The sequence below is a fragment of the Microbacterium sp. Mcb102 genome (assembly GCF_024519805.1).
GTDB lineage: Bacteria > Actinomycetota > Actinomycetes > Actinomycetales > Microbacteriaceae > Microbacterium.
Genome location: NZ_JALJRG010000001.1, coordinates 990,268 through 1,011,192, shown reverse-complemented (window position 1 = coordinate 1,011,192; position 20,925 = coordinate 990,268). Strand labels below are relative to the sequence as shown.

23 protein-coding genes are annotated in these 20,925 nt (G+C 68.1%); 17 read left to right on the top strand and 6 right to left on the bottom strand.

The features are described 5' to 3' along the window. The first annotated feature begins 19 nt into the window (after positions 1-19). The 9 genes from OC372_RS04905 (at position 20) to OC372_RS04865 (ending at position 7,108) form a co-directional block, all read left to right on the top strand. The gene (locus OC372_RS04905) at positions 20-370 is read left to right on the top strand and encodes an HIT domain-containing protein (protein WP_029261715.1); all 351 of its coding nucleotides are present in this window, start codon (positions 20-22) and stop codon (positions 368-370) included. A gap of 79 nt (positions 371-449) precedes the next feature. Further along, positions 450-1,475 carry a PhoH family protein gene (locus OC372_RS04900; protein WP_258134104.1) on the top strand — a complete coding sequence of 342 codons (1,026 nt, stop codon included), beginning with the start codon at positions 450-452 and terminating at the stop codon, positions 1,473-1,475. Beyond that, entirely contained in the window at positions 1,472-1,930 is a 459-nt protein-coding gene (ybeY, locus tag OC372_RS04895; protein WP_029261717.1) for an rRNA maturation RNase YbeY, read from the top strand. The genes OC372_RS04900 and ybeY overlap by 4 nt, the downstream gene beginning before the upstream one ends. Next, entirely contained in the window at positions 1,927-3,222 is a 1,296-nt protein-coding gene (locus OC372_RS04890; RefSeq protein WP_029261718.1) for a hemolysin family protein, read from the top strand. The genes ybeY and OC372_RS04890 overlap by 4 nt, the downstream gene beginning before the upstream one ends. Then, on the top strand, positions 3,215-4,111 hold the full coding sequence (gene era, locus OC372_RS04885; RefSeq protein ID WP_262001073.1) for a GTPase Era: 897 nt from the start codon (positions 3,215-3,217) through the stop codon (positions 4,109-4,111). Before OC372_RS04890 ends, era begins: the two co-directional genes overlap by 8 nt. 54 nt (positions 4,112-4,165) lie before the next feature. Further along, positions 4,166-4,693, top strand: coding sequence for an RNA polymerase sigma factor (locus tag OC372_RS04880; RefSeq protein WP_262001072.1), 528 nt, complete (start codon positions 4,166-4,168; stop codon positions 4,691-4,693). Then, positions 4,686-5,666 carry a hypothetical protein gene (locus tag OC372_RS04875; protein ID WP_262001071.1) on the top strand — a complete coding sequence of 327 codons (981 nt, stop codon included), beginning with the start codon at positions 4,686-4,688 and terminating at the stop codon, positions 5,664-5,666. Before OC372_RS04880 ends, OC372_RS04875 begins: the two co-directional genes overlap by 8 nt. Further along, positions 5,663-6,136, top strand: a complete 474-nt coding sequence (locus OC372_RS04870; RefSeq protein WP_105710098.1) for a hypothetical protein — start codon at positions 5,663-5,665, stop codon at positions 6,134-6,136. The genes OC372_RS04875 and OC372_RS04870 overlap by 4 nt, the downstream gene beginning before the upstream one ends. Positions 6,137-6,151: 15 nt before the next feature. Then, a complete protein-coding gene (locus OC372_RS04865; protein ID WP_262001070.1) occupies positions 6,152-7,108 on the top strand; it encodes a zinc-binding alcohol dehydrogenase family protein in 957 nt (318 codons plus the stop codon). Position 7,109: 1 nt separating this feature from the next. On the opposite strand, the gene OC372_RS04860 is transcribed toward OC372_RS04865, so the two are convergent. Continuing rightward, complete coding sequence (locus OC372_RS04860; RefSeq protein WP_262001069.1) at positions 7,110-7,757, bottom strand: hypothetical protein; 648 nt, start codon at positions 7,755-7,757, stop codon at positions 7,110-7,112. Positions 7,758-7,950: 193 nt separating this feature from the next. Here OC372_RS04860 and leuA point away from each other — a divergent pair, with 193 nt between their 5' ends. Further along, entirely contained in the window at positions 7,951-9,705 is a 1,755-nt protein-coding gene (gene leuA, locus OC372_RS04855) for a 2-isopropylmalate synthase (protein ID WP_262001068.1), read from the top strand. Between the two features lie 58 nt (positions 9,706-9,763). Here leuA and OC372_RS04850 read toward each other — a convergent pair whose 3' ends face one another. Then, entirely contained in the window at positions 9,764-10,138 is a 375-nt protein-coding gene (locus OC372_RS04850; RefSeq protein WP_029261726.1) for a VOC family protein, read from the bottom strand. 67 nt (positions 10,139-10,205) lie between these two features. Between OC372_RS04850 and OC372_RS04845 the strand changes: the two genes are divergently transcribed. Beyond that, the gene (locus OC372_RS04845; protein WP_262001067.1) at positions 10,206-10,940 is read left to right on the top strand and encodes a TetR/AcrR family transcriptional regulator C-terminal domain-containing protein; all 735 of its coding nucleotides are present in this window, start codon (positions 10,206-10,208) and stop codon (positions 10,938-10,940) included. Positions 10,941-10,949: 9 nt separating this feature from the next. Here the strand turns inward: OC372_RS04845 and OC372_RS04840 are convergent, their stop codons facing one another. Further along, positions 10,950-11,648, bottom strand: a complete 699-nt coding sequence (locus OC372_RS04840) for a trimeric intracellular cation channel family protein (protein ID WP_105710095.1) — start codon at positions 11,646-11,648, stop codon at positions 10,950-10,952. Between the two features lie 34 nt (positions 11,649-11,682). Here OC372_RS04840 and recO point away from each other — a divergent pair, with 34 nt between their 5' ends. Beyond that, positions 11,683-12,426, top strand: coding sequence for a DNA repair protein RecO (recO, locus tag OC372_RS04835; RefSeq protein WP_262001066.1), 744 nt, complete (start codon positions 11,683-11,685; stop codon positions 12,424-12,426). Next, the gene (locus OC372_RS04830; protein WP_262001065.1) at positions 12,423-13,226 is read left to right on the top strand and encodes an isoprenyl transferase; all 804 of its coding nucleotides are present in this window, start codon (positions 12,423-12,425) and stop codon (positions 13,224-13,226) included. The genes recO and OC372_RS04830 overlap by 4 nt, the downstream gene beginning before the upstream one ends. Here OC372_RS04830 and OC372_RS04825 read toward each other — a convergent pair. Then, positions 13,166-13,777: an AAA family ATPase gene (locus OC372_RS04825; RefSeq protein WP_262001064.1), complete on the bottom strand. Its 612-nt coding sequence runs from the start codon at positions 13,775-13,777 to the stop codon at positions 13,166-13,168. The two genes, OC372_RS04830 and OC372_RS04825, sit on opposite strands and share 61 nt — an antisense overlap. Before the next feature lie 70 nt (positions 13,778-13,847). Between OC372_RS04825 and OC372_RS04820 the strand changes: the two genes are divergently transcribed. Further along, entirely contained in the window at positions 13,848-14,522 is a 675-nt protein-coding gene (locus OC372_RS04820) for a DsbA family protein (RefSeq protein ID WP_029261732.1), read from the top strand. Positions 14,523-14,585: 63 nt separating this feature from the next. Here the strand turns inward: OC372_RS04820 and OC372_RS04815 are convergent, their stop codons facing one another. Beyond that, on the bottom strand, positions 14,586-15,782 hold the full coding sequence (locus OC372_RS04815) for a metallophosphoesterase family protein (protein WP_181156207.1): 1,197 nt from the start codon (positions 15,780-15,782) through the stop codon (positions 14,586-14,588). Between the two features lie 170 nt (positions 15,783-15,952). Next, on the bottom strand, positions 15,953-16,447 hold the full coding sequence (locus OC372_RS04810; protein ID WP_029261734.1) for a glutathione peroxidase: 495 nt from the start codon (positions 16,445-16,447) through the stop codon (positions 15,953-15,955). Between the two features lie 59 nt (positions 16,448-16,506). Here OC372_RS04810 and dusB point away from each other — a divergent pair, with 59 nt between their 5' ends. The 3 genes from dusB to dnaG are packed head-to-tail and all read left to right on the top strand — an operon-like array spanning position 16,507 to position 20,895. Further along, positions 16,507-17,661 (top strand): tRNA dihydrouridine synthase DusB, encoded by a 1,155-nt coding sequence (dusB, locus tag OC372_RS04805; protein ID WP_029261735.1) that lies wholly within the window; start codon positions 16,507-16,509, stop codon positions 17,659-17,661. Further along, positions 17,651-19,036, top strand: coding sequence for a deoxyguanosinetriphosphate triphosphohydrolase (locus tag OC372_RS04800; protein ID WP_029261736.1), 1,386 nt, complete (start codon positions 17,651-17,653; stop codon positions 19,034-19,036). The genes dusB and OC372_RS04800 overlap by 11 nt, the downstream gene beginning before the upstream one ends. Next, positions 19,036-20,895: a DNA primase gene (gene dnaG, locus OC372_RS04795; RefSeq protein ID WP_105710091.1), complete on the top strand. Its 1,860-nt coding sequence runs from the start codon at positions 19,036-19,038 to the stop codon at positions 20,893-20,895. Before OC372_RS04800 ends, dnaG begins: the two co-directional genes overlap by 1 nt. Positions 20,896-20,925 lie beyond the last annotated feature (30 nt).

The following is a 20,925-nucleotide window of genomic DNA, read 5'->3' as shown; positions in this document are numbered from 1 at the left end:
GATCAGTAGACTTGATCGCATGACGGAACCCTCGATCTTCACGCGCATTCTGAACGGGGAGATCCCTGCCGAGATCCTCGGCGAGACCGACCGCCTGTTCGCACTGCGTGACATCGCCCCGCAGGCACCGGTGCATCTTCTCGTGGTGCCGAAGACCGCGGAGTACCGCGATGTCACCGAGCTCGCCGCAGGGGATCCGTCCCTGCTGGCGGAGATGGTGGCGTTCGCCGGGAAGCTGGCCGCCGAGCACACCGACGACGGCGACTTCCGCCTCGTCTTCAACACCGGCACGAACGCCGGACAGACCGTTTTCCACGTCCATGCCCATGTGCTGGCCGGGGGATTGACCGAGAAGAGCGTCGGTGCCTGACAACAACGAACCGCAGGAACGCAGCCTGGGCGGTCGACCGCCCGAGGCCGTCGAGAAGATCTATGCCGATGGCGTCGCCATGGTGCAGCTCCTCGGCCCGCAGGACCGCCTGCTGCGGATGCTCGAGAAGGAGCACCCTGACGTCCAGGTGCTCGTGCGCGGCAACGAGATCACTCTCGGCGGCGACGTGGATGCGGTCGCGAAAGCCAAGGCGCTGGTCGAAGAGCTGCTCGCCATGACCAGAGCCGGCCATGACCTGGCTCCGAGCGACGTCTCCAGCTCGGCCCGCATGCTGCGCCAAGAGGGGGGTCCCCGTCCGAGTGAGGTGCTGGGCGAGGCGATCCTGACCACTCGCGGCAAGGTGATCCGTCCCAAGACTCTCGGGCAGAAGGAGTACGTCGACGCGATCGAGGAGAACACGATCGTCTTCGGCATCGGCCCTGCCGGCACGGGCAAGACCTACCTGGCGATGGCGAAGGCCGTCCAGGCGTTGCAGCGCAAGGAAGTCACGCGCATCATCCTCACCCGTCCCGCCGTCGAGGCGGGGGAGCGACTCGGGTTCCTTCCCGGCACGCTGACCGACAAGATCGATCCGTACCTCCGCCCCCTGTACGACGCGCTCAACGAGATGATGGACCCCGAGATCGTGCCGCGCCTGATGGCCACCGGAACCATCGAGGTCGCCCCTCTGGCGTACATGCGCGGGCGTACCCTGAACGATTCGTTCGTCGTGCTCGACGAGGCGCAGAACACCACACCCGAGCAGATGAAGATGTTCCTCACGCGCCTCGGCTTCGGCACGCGCATGGTCGTGACGGGCGACATCACCCAGGTCGACCTCCCGCAGGGCTCCTCCGGACTGCGTCTGGTCACGCGCGTGCTCGACGGCATCGACGACATCCACTTCTCGCGGCTCACCAGCGACGACGTCGTCCGTCACTCGCTGGTCGGACGCATCGTCGACGCGTACAGCGAGTACGACGAGAAGCGCACGGCGCAGCGCTTCGAGCGCGAGCAGGCGGCGGAGTTCGCCAATCGCGCCGACCGCAGGGGAGCGCAGCGTCCCGGACCACGTGACCGCATGCCGAAACGAGGACTCTCATGATCGAGATCAACAACGAGTCGGCCATCGACGTCGACGAGACCGTGCTGCAGCGACTCACGGACTACAACCTGGCGCAGCTGCACGTCAGCCCGGACGCCGAGGTGGCGATCGTCCTCGTCGACGAGGGCGCCATGGAGGCACTCCACGTGCAGTGGATGGACGAGCCCGGCCCCACCGACGTGCTCAGCTTCCCGATGGACGAACTGCGTCCGGGCACGGAGGACCGCCCCACCGCTCCCGGTCTCCTCGGCGACATCGTGCTGTGCCCGCAGGTGGCCGAGGCACAGGCTCAGGCCGCGCGTCACACCCTGATGGACGAGCTGATCCTGCTCACCACCCACGGCCTTCTGCACCTTCTCGGATTCGATCACGCCGAGCCCGACGAGGAGCGTGAGATGTTCGGACTGCAGAAGGAACTGATCCAGGGCTTCGCCGCGGCTGAACGCCGCCGATGACGGCCGCCCTCCTTCTCATCGCCGCCGTCCTGCTGGTGGCGTTCGGCGGTCTCATGGCGGCGATCGACGCCGCCTACGGTGTCGCTTCCCGCGCCAATCTCGCCGACATGGCGACCGAGGGACGCCGGGCCAAGGCGCTGGGACGGATCGCCGCCGATCTCGACGCGCACGTGAACGCGGTCGCGTTCATCCGCGTGCTCGCCGAGGTGACCGCTGCGGTGCTGGTGACGGTCGCCTTCACCATGCTCATCGACAACAACTGGTGGGCGATGCTCGCCGCCGCTCTGCTGATGACGGCGATCACCTTCGTGCTCGTCGGCGCGAGCCCGCGGTCGTTCGGTCGCCAGCACGCCGAGGGAATGATCCGCGGTACGGCCTCGATCGTCCGAGGGCTCCGCATCTTTCTCGGACCGCTCGCGCAGGGGCTCGTCGTGCTGGGCAACAAGGTCACACCCGGCACGGGCCGCAGCTCCTTCGCCAGCGAGGACCAGCTGCTCAGCATGGTCGATGAGGCCGCCTCGAACGATCTGATCGAGGAGGACGACCGCGACCTCATCCACTCCGTGTTCGACTTCACGGACCAGTTCGTCCGTGCCGTCATGGTGCCGCGCACGGAGATGGTGACCGTCGATGCCACCGCCACGACGGACGAGGCGATGTCACTGTTCCTGAACCGCGGCGTCTCCCGGATGCCCGTCGTGGACGACGACGCGGACGACGTGGTGGGTGTGCTGTACCTCAAGGACCTCGTGCAGTTCGCGTATCGCGACGACAGCGCCTGGCGCGCCGCATCCATCCGGCCGATCGCGCGACCGGCGACCTTCGTGCCCGAGTCGATGCGCGCCGAGACGCTCCTGCAGCAGATGAAGCGCGACGCCGTGCACGTGTGCCTCGTGATCGACGAGCACGGCGGCATCTCCGGCCTCGTGACCCTCGAGGACCTGATCGAGGAACTCGTCGGCGAGATCTCCGACGAGTACGATCAGGTATCCGCAGAGTTCGTCGATCTCGGTCACGGACGCTACCGCGTGAGTGCCCGTCTCTCCCTGGAGGACGTGGGCGACCTCTTCGGTCTCGAACTCGAGGACGAGGACGTCGACTCGATCGGCGGTCTGCTCGGCAAGGCGCTGGGACAGGTCCCGCAACCCGGGGCGACGGCGACGGTGGAGGGCCTGGTCCTCACCGGAGGAGCCTCTCGTGGCCGAGGTCGCGGGATCGCGACGGTGTTCGTGGAACGTGCGGCAGGGGACCCTGACGCTTCGCAGGATGAAGGAGATCGACACGATGACTGACGACACCCGAAGCGGGTTCGTGACCTTCGTCGGCCGCCCCAACGTCGGCAAGTCGACGCTGACGAACGCACTCGTCGGCGAGAAGATCGCCATCACCAGCGAGAAGCCGCAGACCACACGTCGAGCGATCCGCGGCATCGTGAATCGTCCGGAGGGGCAGCTCGTCATCGTCGACACCCCCGGAATCCACAAGCCGCGGACACTGCTCGGTGAACGGCTGAACGACCTGGTGGAGCAGGTGCTCGGCGACGTCGACGTCATCGGGTTCTGCGTGCCGGCGAATGAGAAGGTCGGCCCGGGTGATCGCCGCATCGCCGCGTCGCTCGACGGCTATCCGCGTGCCAAGAAGATCGCGATCGTGACGAAGACCGATGTCGCGGCGCGCGACGAGATCACCGAGCGTCTGCTGGAGGTCGATGCATTGCGCGAGGACTGGTCCGCGGTCATCCCGCTCTCGGCGTTGACGAGGGACCAGCTCGAGGTCCTGTCCGACGAGATCCTCCTGCTGATGCCGAAGGGACCCGCCCTGTATCCGGAAGGCATCACGACCGACGAGTCGCAGGAGGACCGCATCGCCGAGATGATCCGCGAGGCGGCTCTCGAGGGCGTCCGCGACGAGCTTCCGCACTCGATCGCGGTCGTGATCGACGACATCGCGCCGCGTGAAGGCACCGATCTCACCGACGTGCACGCCTCGATCGTCGTCGAGCGCGACAGCCAGAAGGCGATCATCATCGGGCACAAGGGCAAGCGGCTCAGCGAGGTCGGGGCGCGAGCCCGCGTCGGCATCGAGGCGCTGATCGGCACCCGGGTGTTCCTGGGCCTGCATGTCAAGGTGGCGAAGGAATGGCAGCGCGATCCGAAGCAGCTCGGCAGGCTCGGCTTCTGACATGAGGCCCGGTCACACGTCGATGGCGGCGGGAAGGCCGCCGACCCCGGAGACATGAACTTCCGCAGCGATGACCCGAATCCGCTGCGGAACGAGGTCTTCACGCAAGTTTTCGACGCTCACTGGGCGGCGGTACGACACCACATCGAGGGAGTGGTCGGCGACGAGGCGGAAGTCACAGAGATCGTCTCCGAGGTGTTCCTGCATGCCTGGTCCCGGTTGAGGCCGGCTCGACCGCCCGGTCGGGTCTGGTTGCTCCGTGCCGCCGATCGGCGTCTGCGCTCTCGTTCCCGTCCGTCGTCGATGCCGAACGGCGCCGTCGACGCCGTGCACAGCGGAGTGTCCGGCGCCGACGAACAGCCGGGGCTGACGGCCCGCCTGGTAGTCATCCGAGCTTTGGGTGTCCTCACTCCGGTACAACGGCGTATCATCATGCTCACGTACTGGGATGGACTCGCGGTGGGGGAGATCGCGGAATTGCTGCGCGCTTCTGAGTCCCGAGTGCGGAAGACGCTGGGCGTCGCGCAGGGTCGTCTGCGTGATGAGCTGGGCCTGGAGGGGCTGATGACGGGTGATGACTGACAACGCCGTGCTCGAGCGGATGCTGATCGACGCCGACCCTGCACCGACGCCACGTGACGCACCGCCCGACGCCCGTGCTCTCGCGACCCGGGACCGCATCCTCCGACGCGATGTCGCACCGAAGCGCCGTCGGGTGCGGACGCTCGGCTGGGCGGGTGGGATCACGGCCGTCGCCGCTTCCACCGCCCTGGTGATCGGGGTGCTCTCTCCGCAGGGCGCCGCCGTGGCAGGCACTCCCGCACCGCTCGAGTTCAGTGGGTCGAGCACTGTCGCTCAGATCGTCGACGACGCGGAGACGGCTCTTGCCGAGACACCGGGGCCGACGGTGCCGATGCGAACCGTCAGGACGGCCTCCTGGGGCTTCCAAGTCGATGTCGACGCGAAGACCACGACTGTCGTGCCACAGCTCTCCACACTCGTGTGGGAACCGGACGGCTCCGGGCGGATGACCATCATCGCCGGAGTGCCGTACGATCCCTCTGACGCGGTGGCCAGCAACGCCGCCGAGGTTTCGAGCAGCGGGAAGGTCGTCACCGATCTGGTGATGGAGCCGGGGGATTTCGAGACCCCCTGGACGACGGTGCCCGGTGAGACGCGGGACGACATGGTGGCGATGCTCAAGGCGTTCGGCATGCCGGCAGATCCCACCGCGTACGACGTCGAGCTGGCGCTCACCTCTGTTCTGGACCAGTGGACGCTGACCGACGCGCAGCACGCGCAACTCCTGCTCCTGCTCGAGGAGGCCGGTGGTGGCGAAGCACTGGGCAACACGACCGATCGCCTGGGGCGCGCCGTGACCGGTGTACGTGTCCAGTCCCCGGACGGCGCCGTGAGCGACCTGGTACTGGTGTCGCGCGACACGGGGCGGATCGTGGGCGTCGAACGCACGGTCCTGAAAGCCGATGACGTGTTCCCCGCCGGCGCGATCATCTCGTATCAGATGTGGGATCTCGATGAGGAGACCGTTCGATGAAACGCACCACGGTTCTGGCCGCTGCTCTGCTCGGGCTCGTCATGACGCTGGGGGCGGCCCCCGCCATGGCCGCCGTCGACGACGACCGTGAGGTCGACCCCCTGGTGGCGGCGGTGCTCGATGAGGTGCCGGGCGGTGTCGTCATCGACGGGCGGCACGCGGTGTGGCCCAAGCTCGACATGGAGCTCACCGTGCCCGCAGCCTCGGGCTTGTCATCGTGGTCGGTCGGGAGCTGCACCACCGGCAGGATCTGCGCCTACAGCAACACTTCGCTCGGCGGAGCATCCCTGACGTTCGGCACGTGCGCGGTGCATACGATCCCGTCGAGCTTCGCGGTCAAGTCCGTCGCCAACGCCCGCGGCTCCGGCTCCGTCCAGGTGCGCAACGGGTCGACCGTCCTGAAGACCGTGGCCGCCGGGAGCTGGAGCAACGTCTCCGGCACGGTCACCAACCTCCGCTGCCTCCTCTGAACCGTGTCGCAGTCGATGTCATCCGAGGAACGGCCGCTGGCGCAGCACTGGGTGGCGACCGCGCCCGGTGGACCGGATTCGTGGGAGTTCGTCGAGGAGCGACTGGCGGCACCCGGGCACGGTGAGGTCACCATCCGAGTGCACGCGTCCGGCGTGAACCCCGCCGACGCGAAGCATGTCGCGTCCGGCGGGTCGGGCCTGGAGTTCCCCGTTCCGATCGGGTACGAGGTGTCCGGTGTGCTCAGCGCGGTCGGTCCGGACACTCGGATCGGCTCCGGTGCAGCGGCGATCGGCGACGAGGTGATCGCTTTCCGGGTGCGCGGCGGTTACGCGACAGCGGTCACGGTCCCCGCGGAGAAGGTCTTCGCGAAGCCGTCCACGCTCACGCATCCGGAGGCGGCGAACCTGCTTCTCGTCGGCACCACGGCCGCGGAGATGCTCGCGGTCACCGGGGCGGCGCCGGGGGAGACCGTCCTCCTCCACGGTGCCTCGGGCGCGGTCGGCGTGAGCGTCCTGCAGCAGGCTCGGCTCCGCGGCATCCGTGTCATCGGCACCGCGAGCACCGACCGGTTCGACGAGGTCCGGCGATTCGGGGGAGAGCCCGTCCGATACGGCCTGGGGCTCGCCGACCGGGTCCGTGAGGTCTCGGCCGGACCGGTGGCCGCAGCGCTCGATGCCGTCGGCACCGACGAGGCCGTCGACGTGTCACTCGAGCTGGTCGCGGATCGCCGTCGCATCGTCACCATCGCCGCCCTGGGGCGCGCCGAGGCCGAGGGGATCCAGGCGATCGCCGGCTCGATGCCCGCCAGTGCCCGGTTCCGCGATGAGGTGCGCAGCGAGCTGATCGCCCTCGCGCAGAACGGCGACCTCGTGGTGCCCGTCGCCCGGACCTTTCCGCTCGACGAGGCGCGTCAGGCCCATCGTGTGTTGGCGACCGGCCACCCTGGCGGGAAACTCGCCCTGATCCCGTAGGTCAGTCGATCTCGCGCAGGGCGGAGGTCACGACCACCACGTCGTCGCCGTATTCGGCATCCACCGCATCCTGGAGAGTGCCGTCATCCCACACGACGTGCAGCCAGACGTAGCCTCGATCCGTCCCGACCATGAGGGCATCGGTCCCGAGACGCGCGGAAATGTCGTCCTGCACCCGCGTCAACTCGTCTTCGGCCGTCGAGCCCTCGACGCCGCCGGTCGGATCCTCCGGAGCGACCGTGTCGTACAGCGCGAGCATGATCGGCGGGTCGGTCCGGGTGAGCCGCTCGCCGTCGTACGTGGCATACACGGCGTACGCGCCCCAGGTCGCGTCGCCGCTGGTCTCGCTGCCGTCGACGCCGTCCCAGGTCCAGTCGTCCAGCGCCACCCCGCTGCACTGGGGCGGGTAGGACTCCATGATCGCCCCCATGCACAACGCCACGTCGCCTGCGTCGTCCAGCACGGTGCCCACCCCGATGACCCGCCCCTCCGGAGGCTCAGGATGTGCGTTCTCGAGGCGCTGGTCCGACGGGACGGTCGTGCTCGTCGGCGCCGCGGAACCGCCCGGTCCCGCGGTGCAGGCGGTCAAAGCGAGGAGTCCGACGGCCGATGCCACGGCGAGGATCAGGCGACGCTGCGATGTGCTCATATCGGGGAGTGTCACCGGCCGCGTGATCGTCTCACACGCGTCGAAACCGCCGGGCCATCCCTGCTAGCATGACCACATGCCTTTCGGCGGTCTGCTTCTTCTTAGCTGCCGCGACGAGTCCTAAAGCTAGGGCCTTCCTCGTCGCGGCGCTTGTGTTGGCCCGTTCATCTTGACGAAGAGAAGAAGCCCCATCATGCAGAACACTCAGCGCCCGTCCGCGATGCCGATCCACAAGTACCGGCCGTTCCACGAGCAGATCAACGTCCACCTGCCTGACCGTACCTGGCCGGATGCTCGGATCACCGAGGCGCCGCGGTGGTGCGCCGTCGACCTTCGCGACGGCAACCAGGCACTCATCGACCCGATGTCCCCCGAGCGCAAGCGCGTGATGTTCGAACTGCTCGTCAGCATGGGCTACAAGGAGATCGAGGTCGGCTTCCCGTCGGCGAGCCAGACGGACTTCGACTTCGTCCGCCAGCTCATCGAAGAGAACCTGATCCCCGACGACGTCACCATCCAGGTGCTGACCCAGGCGCGCGAGCACCTGATCGAGCGCACGTATGAGTCGATCGCGGGCGCCAAGCAGGCCATCGTGCACCTGTACAACTCCACGAGCGTGCTGCAGAGCGAGGTCGTGTTCCGCACCGACAAGCAGGGCATCATCGACATCGCGCTCGAGGGTGCGCGCCTGTGCCGCAAGTTCGAGAAGACGATCCCGGACACGAAGGTCTACTACGAGTACTCGCCCGAGAGCTACACGGGCACAGAGCTCGAGTTCGCGGTCGACATCTGCAACCAGGTGATCGAGGTCTTCGAGCCGACTCCTGACCGCAAGGTGATCATCAACCTGCCGGCCACCGTCGAGATGGCCTCTCCCAACGTCTACGCCGACTCGATCGAGTGGATGAGCCGGAACCTCAACCACCGAGAGAACATCATCCTGTCGTTGCATCCGCACAACGACCGCGGTACCGCGATCGCCGCCGCCGAGCTCGGCTACATGGCCGGAGCCGACCGCATCGAGGGCTGCCTGTTCGGCAACGGCGAGCGCACGGGCAACGTCGACATCGTGGCCCTGGGCATCAACCTGTTCACGCAGGGCATCGACCCGCAGATCGACTTCAGCGACATCGACCAGGTCAAGCGCACGGTCGAGTACTGCAACCAGCTGCCCGTGCCGGAGCGCAGCCCGTGGGCGGGCGACCTGGTCTTCACTGCGTTCAGCGGGTCGCACCAGGATGCGATCAAGAAGGGCTTCGAAGCGATGGAGGCCCGGGCGAGCGCCGAGGGCGTCACGGTCGACGAGATCGAGTGGGCGGTGCCGTACCTGCCGGTCGACCCGAAGGACCTGGGCCGCTCATACGAGGCGGTCATCCGGGTGAACTCGCAGTCCGGCAAGGGCGGCGTCGCGTACCTGCTGAAGTCGGATCACGCGATCGATCTGCCGCGCAAGCTCCAGATCGAATTCTCCGGCGTCGTGCAGGCCAAGACGGATGCCGAGGGCGGCGAGGTCACGTCCGACCAGATCTGGTCGATCTTCAACGACGAGTACCTGCCCGCCGACGACTCCGCGGCCAAGTGGGGACGGTTCGAGCTGCTCGCGACGCAGACTCGCAGCGACATGTCCGGTGACGTGGTGCTCGACGTGGTGCTGCGCGACGACGACGAGCAGGTCTCGGTGTCGGGCAACGGCAACGGCCCGGTGGCGGCATTCGTCGAGGTGCTGCGTGGTCAGGGCTTCGACATCACGGTGTACGACTACGTCGAGCACGCTCTCAGCGCCGGCGGTGACGCCCAGGCCGCGGCCTACGTCGAGCTGCAGGTCGGCGACCAGCGCCTGTGGGGCGTCGGCATCGACGGCGACATCTCGACGGCATCTCTCAAGGCGATCGTCTCGGGTGTCAACCGCTCGATCCGCACGCGGCAGCAGGAGCTCGCGGCGGTCTGACAGTCCGCGCAGGAACGCCCCCTCGGTGACGACCGAGGGGGCGTTCGTCATTCCCTGTTCAGACCCACTGGACGAGCTGCCAGATGATCCCGTTCGGATCGGCGAACTGGCAATAGCGCTCGCCCCACGGCTCGGTCTCCGGGGGAGTGATGACGCGCGCACCCGCCGCGTCGATGCGGGCGAACTCCGCATCGATGTCCTCCACGACGAACACGAGCAGGGTGCCCTGACCCGCGGAGCCGGCGATCTCCTGGGGTCGGAAGCTTCCCAGGCCGGTCTCCAGGAAGATGAGGTTGGGTGCGTCCGGGTGCTGCAGCGAGACGAATCCCTCGGCGGACATCGCCTCCTCGAATCCGAAGTGGGTTTTCGCGAACGCGGCTGACGCGGCGACGTCGTCGACGTTGAGAGAGATGGCGGTCTGAGCGATGTTCACGGTGTCTCCTGTCTAAACTACGTACAACGTACATGGTTAAGAGATCCCGTGAGAGGATTATTCCGACATGGCCAAGAATCTGGTGGATCTCCTCTGGCGGGACGAATCGTCGGCGGCCGCGGGCGGTCGTCGTGGACCTCGGGCCCGACATTCGACGGCGGAGGTTATCTCGCGGGCGATCGAGCTCGCCGATCACGCCGATCTGGACGCCGTGACGATCCGCGCCCTCGCGCAGTCACTCCAGCTGCCGCCGATGTCGATCTACACGCACGTGAACAGCCGTGCGGACCTGCTCGTCCTGATGGTCGACGTGATGCACTCTCGGATGCGGGTTCGCTCGGTCGAGGAAGTCGGCTGGCCCGCGCGAGTGCGCGCGGTTGCCGAGGACAACCTCGCCCTGCTGCGAGGGCATCCCTGGGTGCTCGACATCGCGGACCAGCGTGCCGCGCTCGGGCCCGGCACGATCGCCAAGTACGACCGCGAGCTGCATGCGTTCGATGACACGGGGCTGGGCGACATCGAACGCGACGCGGCACTGTCCTTCCTCCTGGACTTCGTCCACGCCGCGGCGATGAGGATGCGGGAGAGCGCCGAGAAGGAGCAGTTCGGCGCATTTTGGGCGGAGGCGGGCCCGCGTCTCGCTACCTACCTGGGGGAGGACTACCCGCTCGCGCAATCGGTCGGTCAGGCCGCGGGCGAGTCCCTGGGGACGCCCTACGATGCCGCAGTCGCGTGGGAATTCGGTCTGGCGAGGGTGATCGACGGCCTCCGTGCGATCATCGGCGAGCACCCGGGATCCTGAGATCGAGGCTCAGATGTCGGCGCTGGGCTTGACGATCGCGATGGCGCCCGTCTCGGCGGCCACCTTGCGGCGGTAGATCCGGCGCTGCTCGGGCAAGGAGACGTCGAACGTGACGGCGAGGATGCGGATGACGGTCGTCACGGCGATGCCGGCGACGGCGGCGATCGTGATGGGCATCCCGAGCGCGACGGCGATGACGATGAACGTGCACCCGGCGCCGGCCGCGACGGCGTAGAGCGACCCGACGTGCATGATCGCGGTCGGCAGCCCCATGAGCATGTCGCGGAGCACGCTGCCGCCCACGGCCGCGCACACGCCGATGAACACGGCCGGCACCTCGGGGATGCCGAAGGCGAGAGCTTTGCTCGTCCCGAACGCACCGAACATCCCGATGACCACCGCGTCGAGCACCACGATCGCGGTGTTCAGGCGGGTGAACAGACCGGCGAGCAGCATGCCCAGGAGTGCCGCCCCGGCCGCCGTGACGAGATACCACTGGTTCTGCAGCGTCGCCGGCGTCTGCCCGAGCAGGATGTCGCGGATCAGACCGCCGCCCATCCCGATCATGATGCCGATGATCGCGACGCCGAGCCAGTCGAGGCGCCGCTGACCCTGGAACCCCGAAGCGAACATCGCTCCCTGGACCCCGCCGAGGCCGACGCCGAGCAGGTCCGCCCACAGCGGAATGGTGAAGAGCGGTTCGGTCACCCGTCCATTCTCCCGTACGGAGGATAATCGAGGGGTGCCCACCTACCGAGACGAAGCGGTGATCCTGCGCACTCACAAGCTCGGTGAGGCGGATCGCATCGTCACCATGCTCTCGCGCCGCCACGGCAAGGTGCGCGCGGTCGCTAAGGGCGTGCGCCGCACCTCGTCGAAGTTCGGCGCCAGGCTCGAGCCGTTCATGGTCGCCGACGTGCAGCTCTATCAGGGGCGCTCGCTCGACATCGTGCAGCAGGCGGAATCGCTCGGCTCCTACGGCACGGACATCGCGGCGCACTACGACCGGTTCACCGCGGCGAACGCGATGGTGGAGACGGCCGACCGTCTGAGCGATGCCGAGGCGACCCCCGATCAGTACCTGCTCCTCGTGGGCGGGCTGCGGGCACTGTCGCGCGGAGAGCACGTCGCGCGCAGCATCCTCGATTCGTACCTCCTGCGGGTCATGTCGCTTTCCGGGTGGGCGCCCTCGCTCGACGAGTGCGCGCGCTGCGGGACACCGGGGCCGCACGCGCGGTTCGTCGCGCAGCTGGGTGGACTGGTGTGCACCAACTGCGCGCCGGCCGGCAGCCCCCGCGTCGCCGAGAAGACACTGGCCCTTCTCCGTGCCTTGATCTCGGGGGAGTGGGACGTCATCGATGCGTCACCGCCCGCCGACACCGCGGCCGCGTCCGGACTCGTCTCCGCTTACGCCCAGTGGCACCTGGAGCGCGGGATCCGCTCGCTCGCCCATGTGTCGGACATCTCGTCGGAAGGACCACGATGAGCCCCAAGCCCTACACGCACAAAGACGCGGTGCCCTATCGTCCGCTGGACTGGACCGGAGTGCACCCGCCGGTGTTCCGGGCCGTGCCCGAGCACGTCGCGATCGTCATGGACGGCAACGGCCGCTGGGCCAACCGCCGAGGGCTCAACCGCATCGAAGGCCACAAGGCGGGCGAGGAGGTGCTGCTCGACGTCGTCGCCGGCGCAATCCAGGCCGGGGTGAAGCATCTGTCCGTGTACGCGTTCTCGACCGAGAACTGGGCGCGTTCCCCCGAGGAGGTGCGCTTCCTCATGGGCTACAACCGCGATGTGCTGCACCGCCGCCGCGACCAGCTCAACGAGTGGGGCGTCCGCATCCGCTGGGCCGGCCGCAAGCCGAGGCTCTGGGGCAGCGTCATCAAGGAGTTGCAGCACGCCGAACAGCTCACCCGCGGCAACGACGTGCTCACCCTCACGATGTGCGTCAATTACGGCGGACGGGTCGAGCTCGTCGACGCGATGCGGGCGATCGCGGAAGACGTCGCTGCCGGCCGCGTGAAGCCCAAGGCCATCACCGAGAAGATGATCCGCCGGAACCTGTACGTGCCGGACATGCCCGACGTCGATCTCTTCCTCCGGAGCTCGGGGGAGCAGCGCACCTCGAACTTCCTGCTGTGGGAGTCGGCCTACGCCGAGATGGTGTTCCTCGACACGCTCTGGCCGGACTTCTCGCGGGAAGAGCTCTGGCGGGCGATCGGCATCTACCTGTCGCGGGACCGTCGCTTCGGCGGCGCGATCGACACCCCTGACTCACCCGCCTGAGCCCGGAGCCACTGCTCGGTCTCGTGCGGAGTCCGGAGCCGGACGATCGTGAGCTGCGGGAAGCGCAGGGTGTAGTCCGGCATCCGCTCGGTCCAATGCCCCAGGGTCTTGGTCTGCCAGGCGAGGATGTTCTCGTCGGGATCGCTGCGGAACATCTGCCAGATCGGTTTCTCGACGTTGCCGTTCCACATCCGCGTGCGCAGGATGCTGCGGCGAAGCGTTCGACGCAGCAGGCGGGAGCGCACCACGCGGTACGGGTAGTCCAGCCAGATCGCGAGGTCGGCACGCGGCGTGATGATCTCGTCGGTGCCCTTGCTCGTGTGCTGCCACTCGGTGACCCAGCGGTCCTCGGACGCGAAGGAGCGGACGTCGTCGAGGAACTCGGGCCGCGGAGTCCAGTCCGGCCCGTGGAACAGGCCGTCGATCTCGACGTGGCGCAGCCCCCACACTCCGGCGACGCGGCGCGCGAGAGTCGTCTTGCCGGAGCCCGTGACACCGGCGATCAGGACCCGCTCGGGCCGGAAGGGAAGCGGATCGGCGGCGGTGAGCATCCGAGAATCCTATCGATCTCGCGCCCGCCGCCTCGGAATAGCTCGGAGGCGCATGCGGTTGGATGAAAGTGTGACTGAACCCATCTCCATCGACATCTGGTCCGACATCGCCTGCCCCTGGTGCTACATCGGCAAGCGCAACCTCGAGAAGGGTCTCGAAGCGGTCGCTGCCGACGAGGACGCGCCGCAGGTCAACATCACCTTCCACTCGTTCGAGCTGTCGCCCGACACCCCGGTCGACTTCGACGGCGACGAGATCGACTTCCTCGCCGGGCACAAGGGCATGCCGCGGGAGCAGGTCGAGCAGATGCTGTCGAACGTGACCGGTGTTGCCGCGAACGCGGGGCTCGAGTACCGTTTCGACATCCTGCAGCACACCAACACCGTGAAGGCGCACGAGCTGCTGCACTTCGCGAAGGCCGAAGGGCTGCAGCACGAGATGGAGGAGCGGCTCATGTCCGCCTACTTCACCGAGGGCAAGCACGTCGGGCGTATCGACGACCTCGTCGCCCTCGCGGCCGAGGTGGGGCTCGACGCCGACCGCGCCCGCACAGCGCTCGAGAGCGAGCAGTACCTCCCGGCCGTGCGTCAGGATCAGGCGCAGGCACGGGCCTACGGCATCCAGGGCGTTCCGTTCTTCGTCGTCGACGGCCAGTACGGCATCAGTGGCGCACAGCCGCCGGCCGCGTTCGAGAACGTGATCCGCGACCTGTGGGCCAAGCGGGACGAACCCGTCGAGGCCTGAGACCCGCCGGACAACACGACGCCGGGGACCCGAACGGGTCCCCGGCGTCGCCCTGTGTATGCGTCAGATCCGCTGCTGGCGCGGGCCGAGCGGCAGCGGCTCCATGGGCTGGTCGTTCGCCGTCAGATCGATGCCGAGCTCGCGCGCATAGACGACACGCGTCGCGATCGTCACCTCGTCACCGGCTTCCTTGAGCTCGAAGACCCGACCACCGCGCATACGGTTGCGCTCAGCGCCGTCGAGACCGTAGGCGCCGAACCCGGTGCCGGGGGCGTAGCCCAGCATGACGCCGTAGTAGTCGCCCACGTAGTCGTTGATGTGGTCATGGCCGACGAACACGCCCTTCACATCGCCGCGCTCGAGGATGGCATTGAACATCCCGGAGTTGAACGGACCGGGGCACTCGTCTTCGTTGCGCTCACCGACGATGGCGTGCCGGGCCTTGCCGCGCGCGGCATCGGCCTCCGTGCGGGTGTCCACGCCGCCCCACCACATGAAGCGGTGCTCCCACAGCGCGATGTGCAGGAACATCAGCCCCGGTACCTTGCGCCCCCGCCGCTGTTCGAGACGCTGCGACTGCTCGCGGTACCAGGCCACCTGGTCCATCCGCAGCCAGTCCCAGGTCGGGTACCCGGCGAAGTCCTGGCCGTCGATCGTGCCGGGGGCGTAGCGCCCCGAGTCCATCAACCACAGGGCGAACGCCTCGCGGTTCTTCCGGGCGGCCGAGCCGATCGACACGATCGTGTTGCTGGTACCGGTCACGCCCCGTGTGCTCTCGGCGTTCACGTTGTACTCGTACGAGCGGTAGATCTTCAGCATTCCCGCCTCGTCCACGCCCGACTGCGGCAGCGAGTCCTCGTCATGGTTGCCGTAGGTGACCGCCCACGGAATCCGCCGGGCCTCCATGGGCGTGACGACGTTGTTGATCGCCTGCTTCACGGCGAGCCGGGTCTCGCAGCCGCCGGTGATCACATCGCCGTTGATGACGACGAAGTCGGGCTTCTCCTGATCGAGCACCTTCTCCATCAGTTCGACCGTGCGGCGGTCGGTGAGTTCATCGTCTTGCGTGTCGTTGAACTGCACCACCTTGAAGGTCCCGTCGGCGCGGAAACGCAGACCGCGGCCGGCTCCGGCGCCCGCCGGGGCGATGTCCGAGGCCGCGGCTGCGGAGGCGGTACCGAGCGGCAGGGCGGTTCCGAGAGCGCCGAGCGCTCCGGCGGTGAGGACGGTGCGCCGGCTGATCGGCAGACGGTCGGGCATGCGTGGTCTCCTTCGTCTTCGGGCGATGTTCGCCGCGGTGAGACTAGGGAGGCCAGATGGCGTCGGGCTGACGAGGAGATGAACGAGCCCCGTGTTCGCCCGCAGATCAGGGAAGCGCGCGGCTTACGCGGAGGTGAACCGCACCGACCCCGCGCTCGATCCGACGTGACTTAGCGGGTCAGTGCTGCTTCGATCGCGCTGACGATCTCGGGGGCGTCCGGCTTCTGCTTCGGACGGAAGCGCAGGACGTCGCCGTCGGGTAGCACGAGGAACTTCTCGAAGTTCCACTCGACGCGGCCGGCCTTGCCGCCCTCGTCCGGGGTCTCCTTGAGAGCCTTGTAGAGCTCCGACGCGTTCTTGCCGTTCACCTTGACCTTGTCGTTGACGGGGAAGGTGACGCCGTAGGTCGTAGAGCAGAACTCGAGGATGTCGTCGACGGAGCCCGGCTCCTGGCCGAAGAACTGGTTGCACGGGAAGCCGACGACCGTGAAGCCGCGGTCCCCGTACAGGCGCTGCAGTTCCTCGAGCTGCTCGTACTGGGGGGTGAGTCCGCACTTGGACGCCACGTTGACCACCAGCACCACGTCGGCGCCGAGATCGTCGAGCGTCTTCTCCTCGCCCTTGGCATCGGTGAACGGGATCGAACGGAGCGCGGAATCGGTCATATTCACAGCTTAGGTCGCCGCATCCCCCCGGGCTCCGCGTCTGGGAGAATGGACAGGACATGACTCTCGCCACCGCCCCCGCCCGCCCCCTTCGCATCGGCCCGATCGACCTCGACGTGCCGGTCGTCCTCGCACCCATGGCGGGTATCACCAACACCGCCTTCCGGCGCCTGTGCCGCGAGTACGGCGCCGGGCTCTACGTGAGCGAGATGATCACCTCGCGCGCGCTGGTCGAGCGCAACGAGACGACCATGCGGCTGATCCGGCATCACGAGTCCGAGACGCCGCGGTCCATTCAGCTCTACGGTGTCGACCCGAAGACGATCGCCGAGGCCGTGCGCATCATCGTCGCGGAAGACCATGCCGACCACATCGATCTCAACTTCGGATGCCCGGTGCCGAAGGTCACCCGCCGCGGCGGGGGAGCAGCGCTGCCGTGGAAGTCGAAGCTGTTCGCCGACATCGTCGACCAGGCGGTCAAGGCGGCGGGTGACGTGCCGCTCACGGTGAAGATGCGCAAGGGAATCGACAAGGATCACCTGACGTTCCTCGACGCCGGGCGCGCGGCGGAGGATGCCGGTGCAGCCGCCGTGGCCCTGCACGCGCGCACCGCGGGCGAGTTCTACTCCGGGCACGCCGACTGGAATGCGATCGGCGAGCTGAAGCAGGCCGTCACGAGCATCCCCGTGCTGGGCAACGGCGACATCTGGTCCGCCGATGATGCCGTGCGCATGATGGCGCAGACCGACTGCGACGGTGTCGTGGTCGGACGCGGCTGCCTCGGACGCCCGTGGCTGTTCGGTGAGCTCGCCACCGCCTTCGGTGGCGAAGGCAAGACGGTCGACGCCACGCTCGGGTTCGTCGCGAACGCCTTCCGTCGGCATGCCGAGCTGCTGGTCGAGTTCTTCGAAGACGAAGATCGCGGGTGCCGTGACATCCGCAAGCACGTCTCCTGGTATTTCAAGGGATACCCGGTCGGCGGTGACATCCGCACCGGTCTCGCCACCGCATCCAGCCTCGCGGAGATCGACGACTTCCTCGGGCGACTCGATCACACCGCTCCGTATCCCGGTGCGGATGCCGAGGGGCAGCGCGGACGCTCCGGGCACCCGAAGCGGACGGCACTGCCGGACAAGTGGCTGGAGTCGCGGGAGCTCGCCTCGTCGGCATCGGAGATGATGCGTGGAGCGGAGATCGAGAACAGTGGCGGTTGATCCTCAGGTCGGCCTGCGCGCCGACGGTTACGACGCGCGCGACGCCGAGCGCTTCTTCGCGGAGACCCATCGATCCGAGCGCAACGACTTCGCGCGCGATCGCGCACGCGTGCTGCATTCCGCAGCTCTGCGTCGGCTCGCCGCGAAGACACAGGTGCTGAGCCCGGCCAGCACGGCCGACTTCGCCCGCAACCGCCTGACACACTCGCTCGAGGTGGCGCAGGTCGGGCGGGAGCTCGCGGTCGCCCTCGGCGTCTCAGCCGATGTGGTCGACACCGCCTGCCTGAGCCACGACCTGGGCCACCCGCCGTTCGGACACAACGGCGAGCGGGCGCTCAACGAATGGGCGGAGCCGATCGGCGGCTTCGAGGGCAACGCCCAGTCGCTGCGCATCCTCTCGCGGCTCGAGGCCAAGGTGCTCGACGACGATGACCGCTCGGTCGGACTGAACCTGACGCGCGCCAGCCTCGACGCGACGTGCAAGTACCCGTGGACGGTCGACAGTCCGGTGCCGGATCCCGGTGGGCGGCTCAAGTTCGGCGTGTACCCCGAGGACGAGGCTGTGTTCCGGTGGATGCGCGAGGGAGCCCCCGGACGCCTGCGGTGCATCGAGGCCGAGATCATGGATCTCTCCGACGACATCGCATACTCGGTGCACGACTTCGAGGACGCGATCGTCAACGGATACGTCGACGTCGCGCAGCTGGCCGATCCGCGTGCGCACGATGCGCTGCTCGGACGCATCCAGCAGTGGGTGGGATACGACTTCACTCGCGACGAGCTGGCGGATGCGCTGTACCGCCTCTCGTCCCAGCCGATGTGGCTCGCGTCGTTCGACCGCTCACGGCAGGCGCTCGCCCGGCTCAAGAACCTGACGAGCGACCTGATCGGCCGCTTCGCCAAAGCCGCGGTCGCCGCCACCAAAGAGGCGTACGGAAGCACGGCTCTGGTTCGCTACAACGCCCATGTCGTCGTCCCGCGGGTGATCGAGGTCGAGATCGCGGTGCTCAAGGGCATCATGGGTCAGGCCATCGTCACGATCGAGGCTCGCAAGGGCGTGTACAAGGAACAGCGGCGCGTTCTGACGCGGCTCGCCGAGGCGCTCTGGTCGACAGACGCCCTGTGGTCCGCCGGATCCGACGTGCTCGAGCCCGCGTTCGCTGCCGACTTCATCGCGGCGGAGAACGATGCCGAGCGCGCCAGGGTCGTCGTGGATCAGATCGCGAGCCTCACCGACCAGAGCGCGATCGACTGGCACAACCGGCTCGTGGGAGAGATCGATCCGGCCGAGGTGGGCATCTGGACTCCTCGTCACGCCCGACCCGGGGCTCGGGCGCACGCCGAGAGGCGGCCCATCGCCGAAGGGGCGCGCTGATGCCGCGGATCCGGCAGGCCGACGTCGACGAGGTCAAGGCGCGCACGAACATCGCCGACATCGTCGGTGAGCGTGTCGCGCTGAAGTCGGCGGGCGTGGGTTCGCTCAAGGGACTGTGCCCCTTCCACGACGAGAAGAGCCCGAGCTTCCATGTGCGCCAGCAGGTGGGCTACTACCACTGCTTCGGCTGCGGCGAGTCGGGCGACGTCTACTCGTTCCTGCGCGAGATGGACCACGTCAGCTTCACCGAGGCGGTCGAGCGTCTCGCCGGCCGCATCGGGTACACGCTGCACTATGAGGACGGGGGAGCGGCACCGGAGACGAGCGGCCGCAGCCGTCTCTACGCGGCGAACACCGCGGCCGCGGAGTTCTTCCGCGCACAGTTGCTCACGCCGGATGCCGAGGCCGGCCGCCGCTTCCTCGGGGAGCGCGGCTTCGACGCCGGAGCCGCGGCGCATTTCGGCGTCGGCTTCGCGCCGCGCGGCTGGGACGGCATGCTCAAGGCACTCACCGCACAGGGCTTCACGCGCGAAGAGCTCAGCAACGCCGGACTGGTCTCCACCGGGCAGCGCGGCGTCTACGACCGGTTCCGCGGGCGCCTGGTGTGGCCGATCCGCGACGTCTCGGGTCAGACGATCGGCTTCGGCGCGCGCAAGCTCTTCGACGACGACAACGGCCCGAAGTACCTGAACACCCCGGAGACCCCGATCTACAAGAAGGCGCAGGTCCTCTACGGCCTGGACCTCGCCAAGCGCGACATCGCACGTGGAGACCCCCGCCGTGTCGTCGTGGTCGAGGGGTACACCGATGTGATGGCCTGTCACCTCGCCGGTCTCACCACGGCCATCGCGACGTGTGGCACGGCATTCGGCACCGACCACATCAAGGTGCTGCGGCGTGTGATGGGTGATGACAACGCCTCCGGCGAGGTCGTCTTCACATTCGACGGCGACGAGGCCGGCCAGAAGGCGGCGCTGCGAGCCTTCACGGAGGACGATCGTTTCAACGCGCAGACCTTCGTGGCGGTCGCCCCGGACGGGCTCGATCCGTGCGATCTGCGCCTCCAGCGTGGCGATGCGGCCGTTCGCGGGCTGATGGACACCAAGCAGCCGATGTTCGAGTTCGCGATCGACCGCAAGCTGGGCGGTTTCGATCTCTCCACCGTCGAGGGGCGCGTGGGCGCTCTGAGGGCTGCGGCGCCGATCGTGGCCGAGATCCGCGACCAGCTCCTTCGCCCGGGTTACGAGCGTGTCCTGGCACGGCGACTCGGGATGGATCCCACCGAGGTGCGTAGCGAGGTCGAGCGCGCGGCGCGTGGCGGTTCCACGCCGCAGCACTCGCGTCGCGAGGCTCCGCAGGTCGATCCCGCGACCGGGGCATCGGTCGTGGCGCCGGTCACACTCGCCAGTCTTCCGCGCAGCCCCGATGTCGCGGTCGAACGGGACGCGCTGATGGGTGCCCTGCAGTACGGGCATCAGGTCGATCAGGCCCTCCTGAATCGGGCGCTGGGCATGCCGTTCCGCACCCCGGGTCTCGACGCCGTGCGCGAAGCCGTGGCGGCGGCGCCCGACCGCACCAGGGCCGGCTGGGTGACGGAGGCCGTCAACAGCGTCCGCGAGCCCTATCGCTCGCTGGCGGGTGAGCTGCTGATGACGCCTTTCCCCGCGCGGGATGAGGAGCGCGCCGTCGCCACCGTGGCCGACCTCGCCCGACGACTCGTCCTGCGCCAGCTCGAGCGCGACAAGCAGGAGCTTCTCGGCGCCGTGCAGCGGGTGCCGGCGGATTCCGATGGGGGCCGTGCGTTGCGGATGCGCCTGCGCGACATCGATGCCGAGCGTCAGCGCTTTGCCGAGTCGTAACCCCGCCCTGCACCGCGAAGAAGGCAGGAT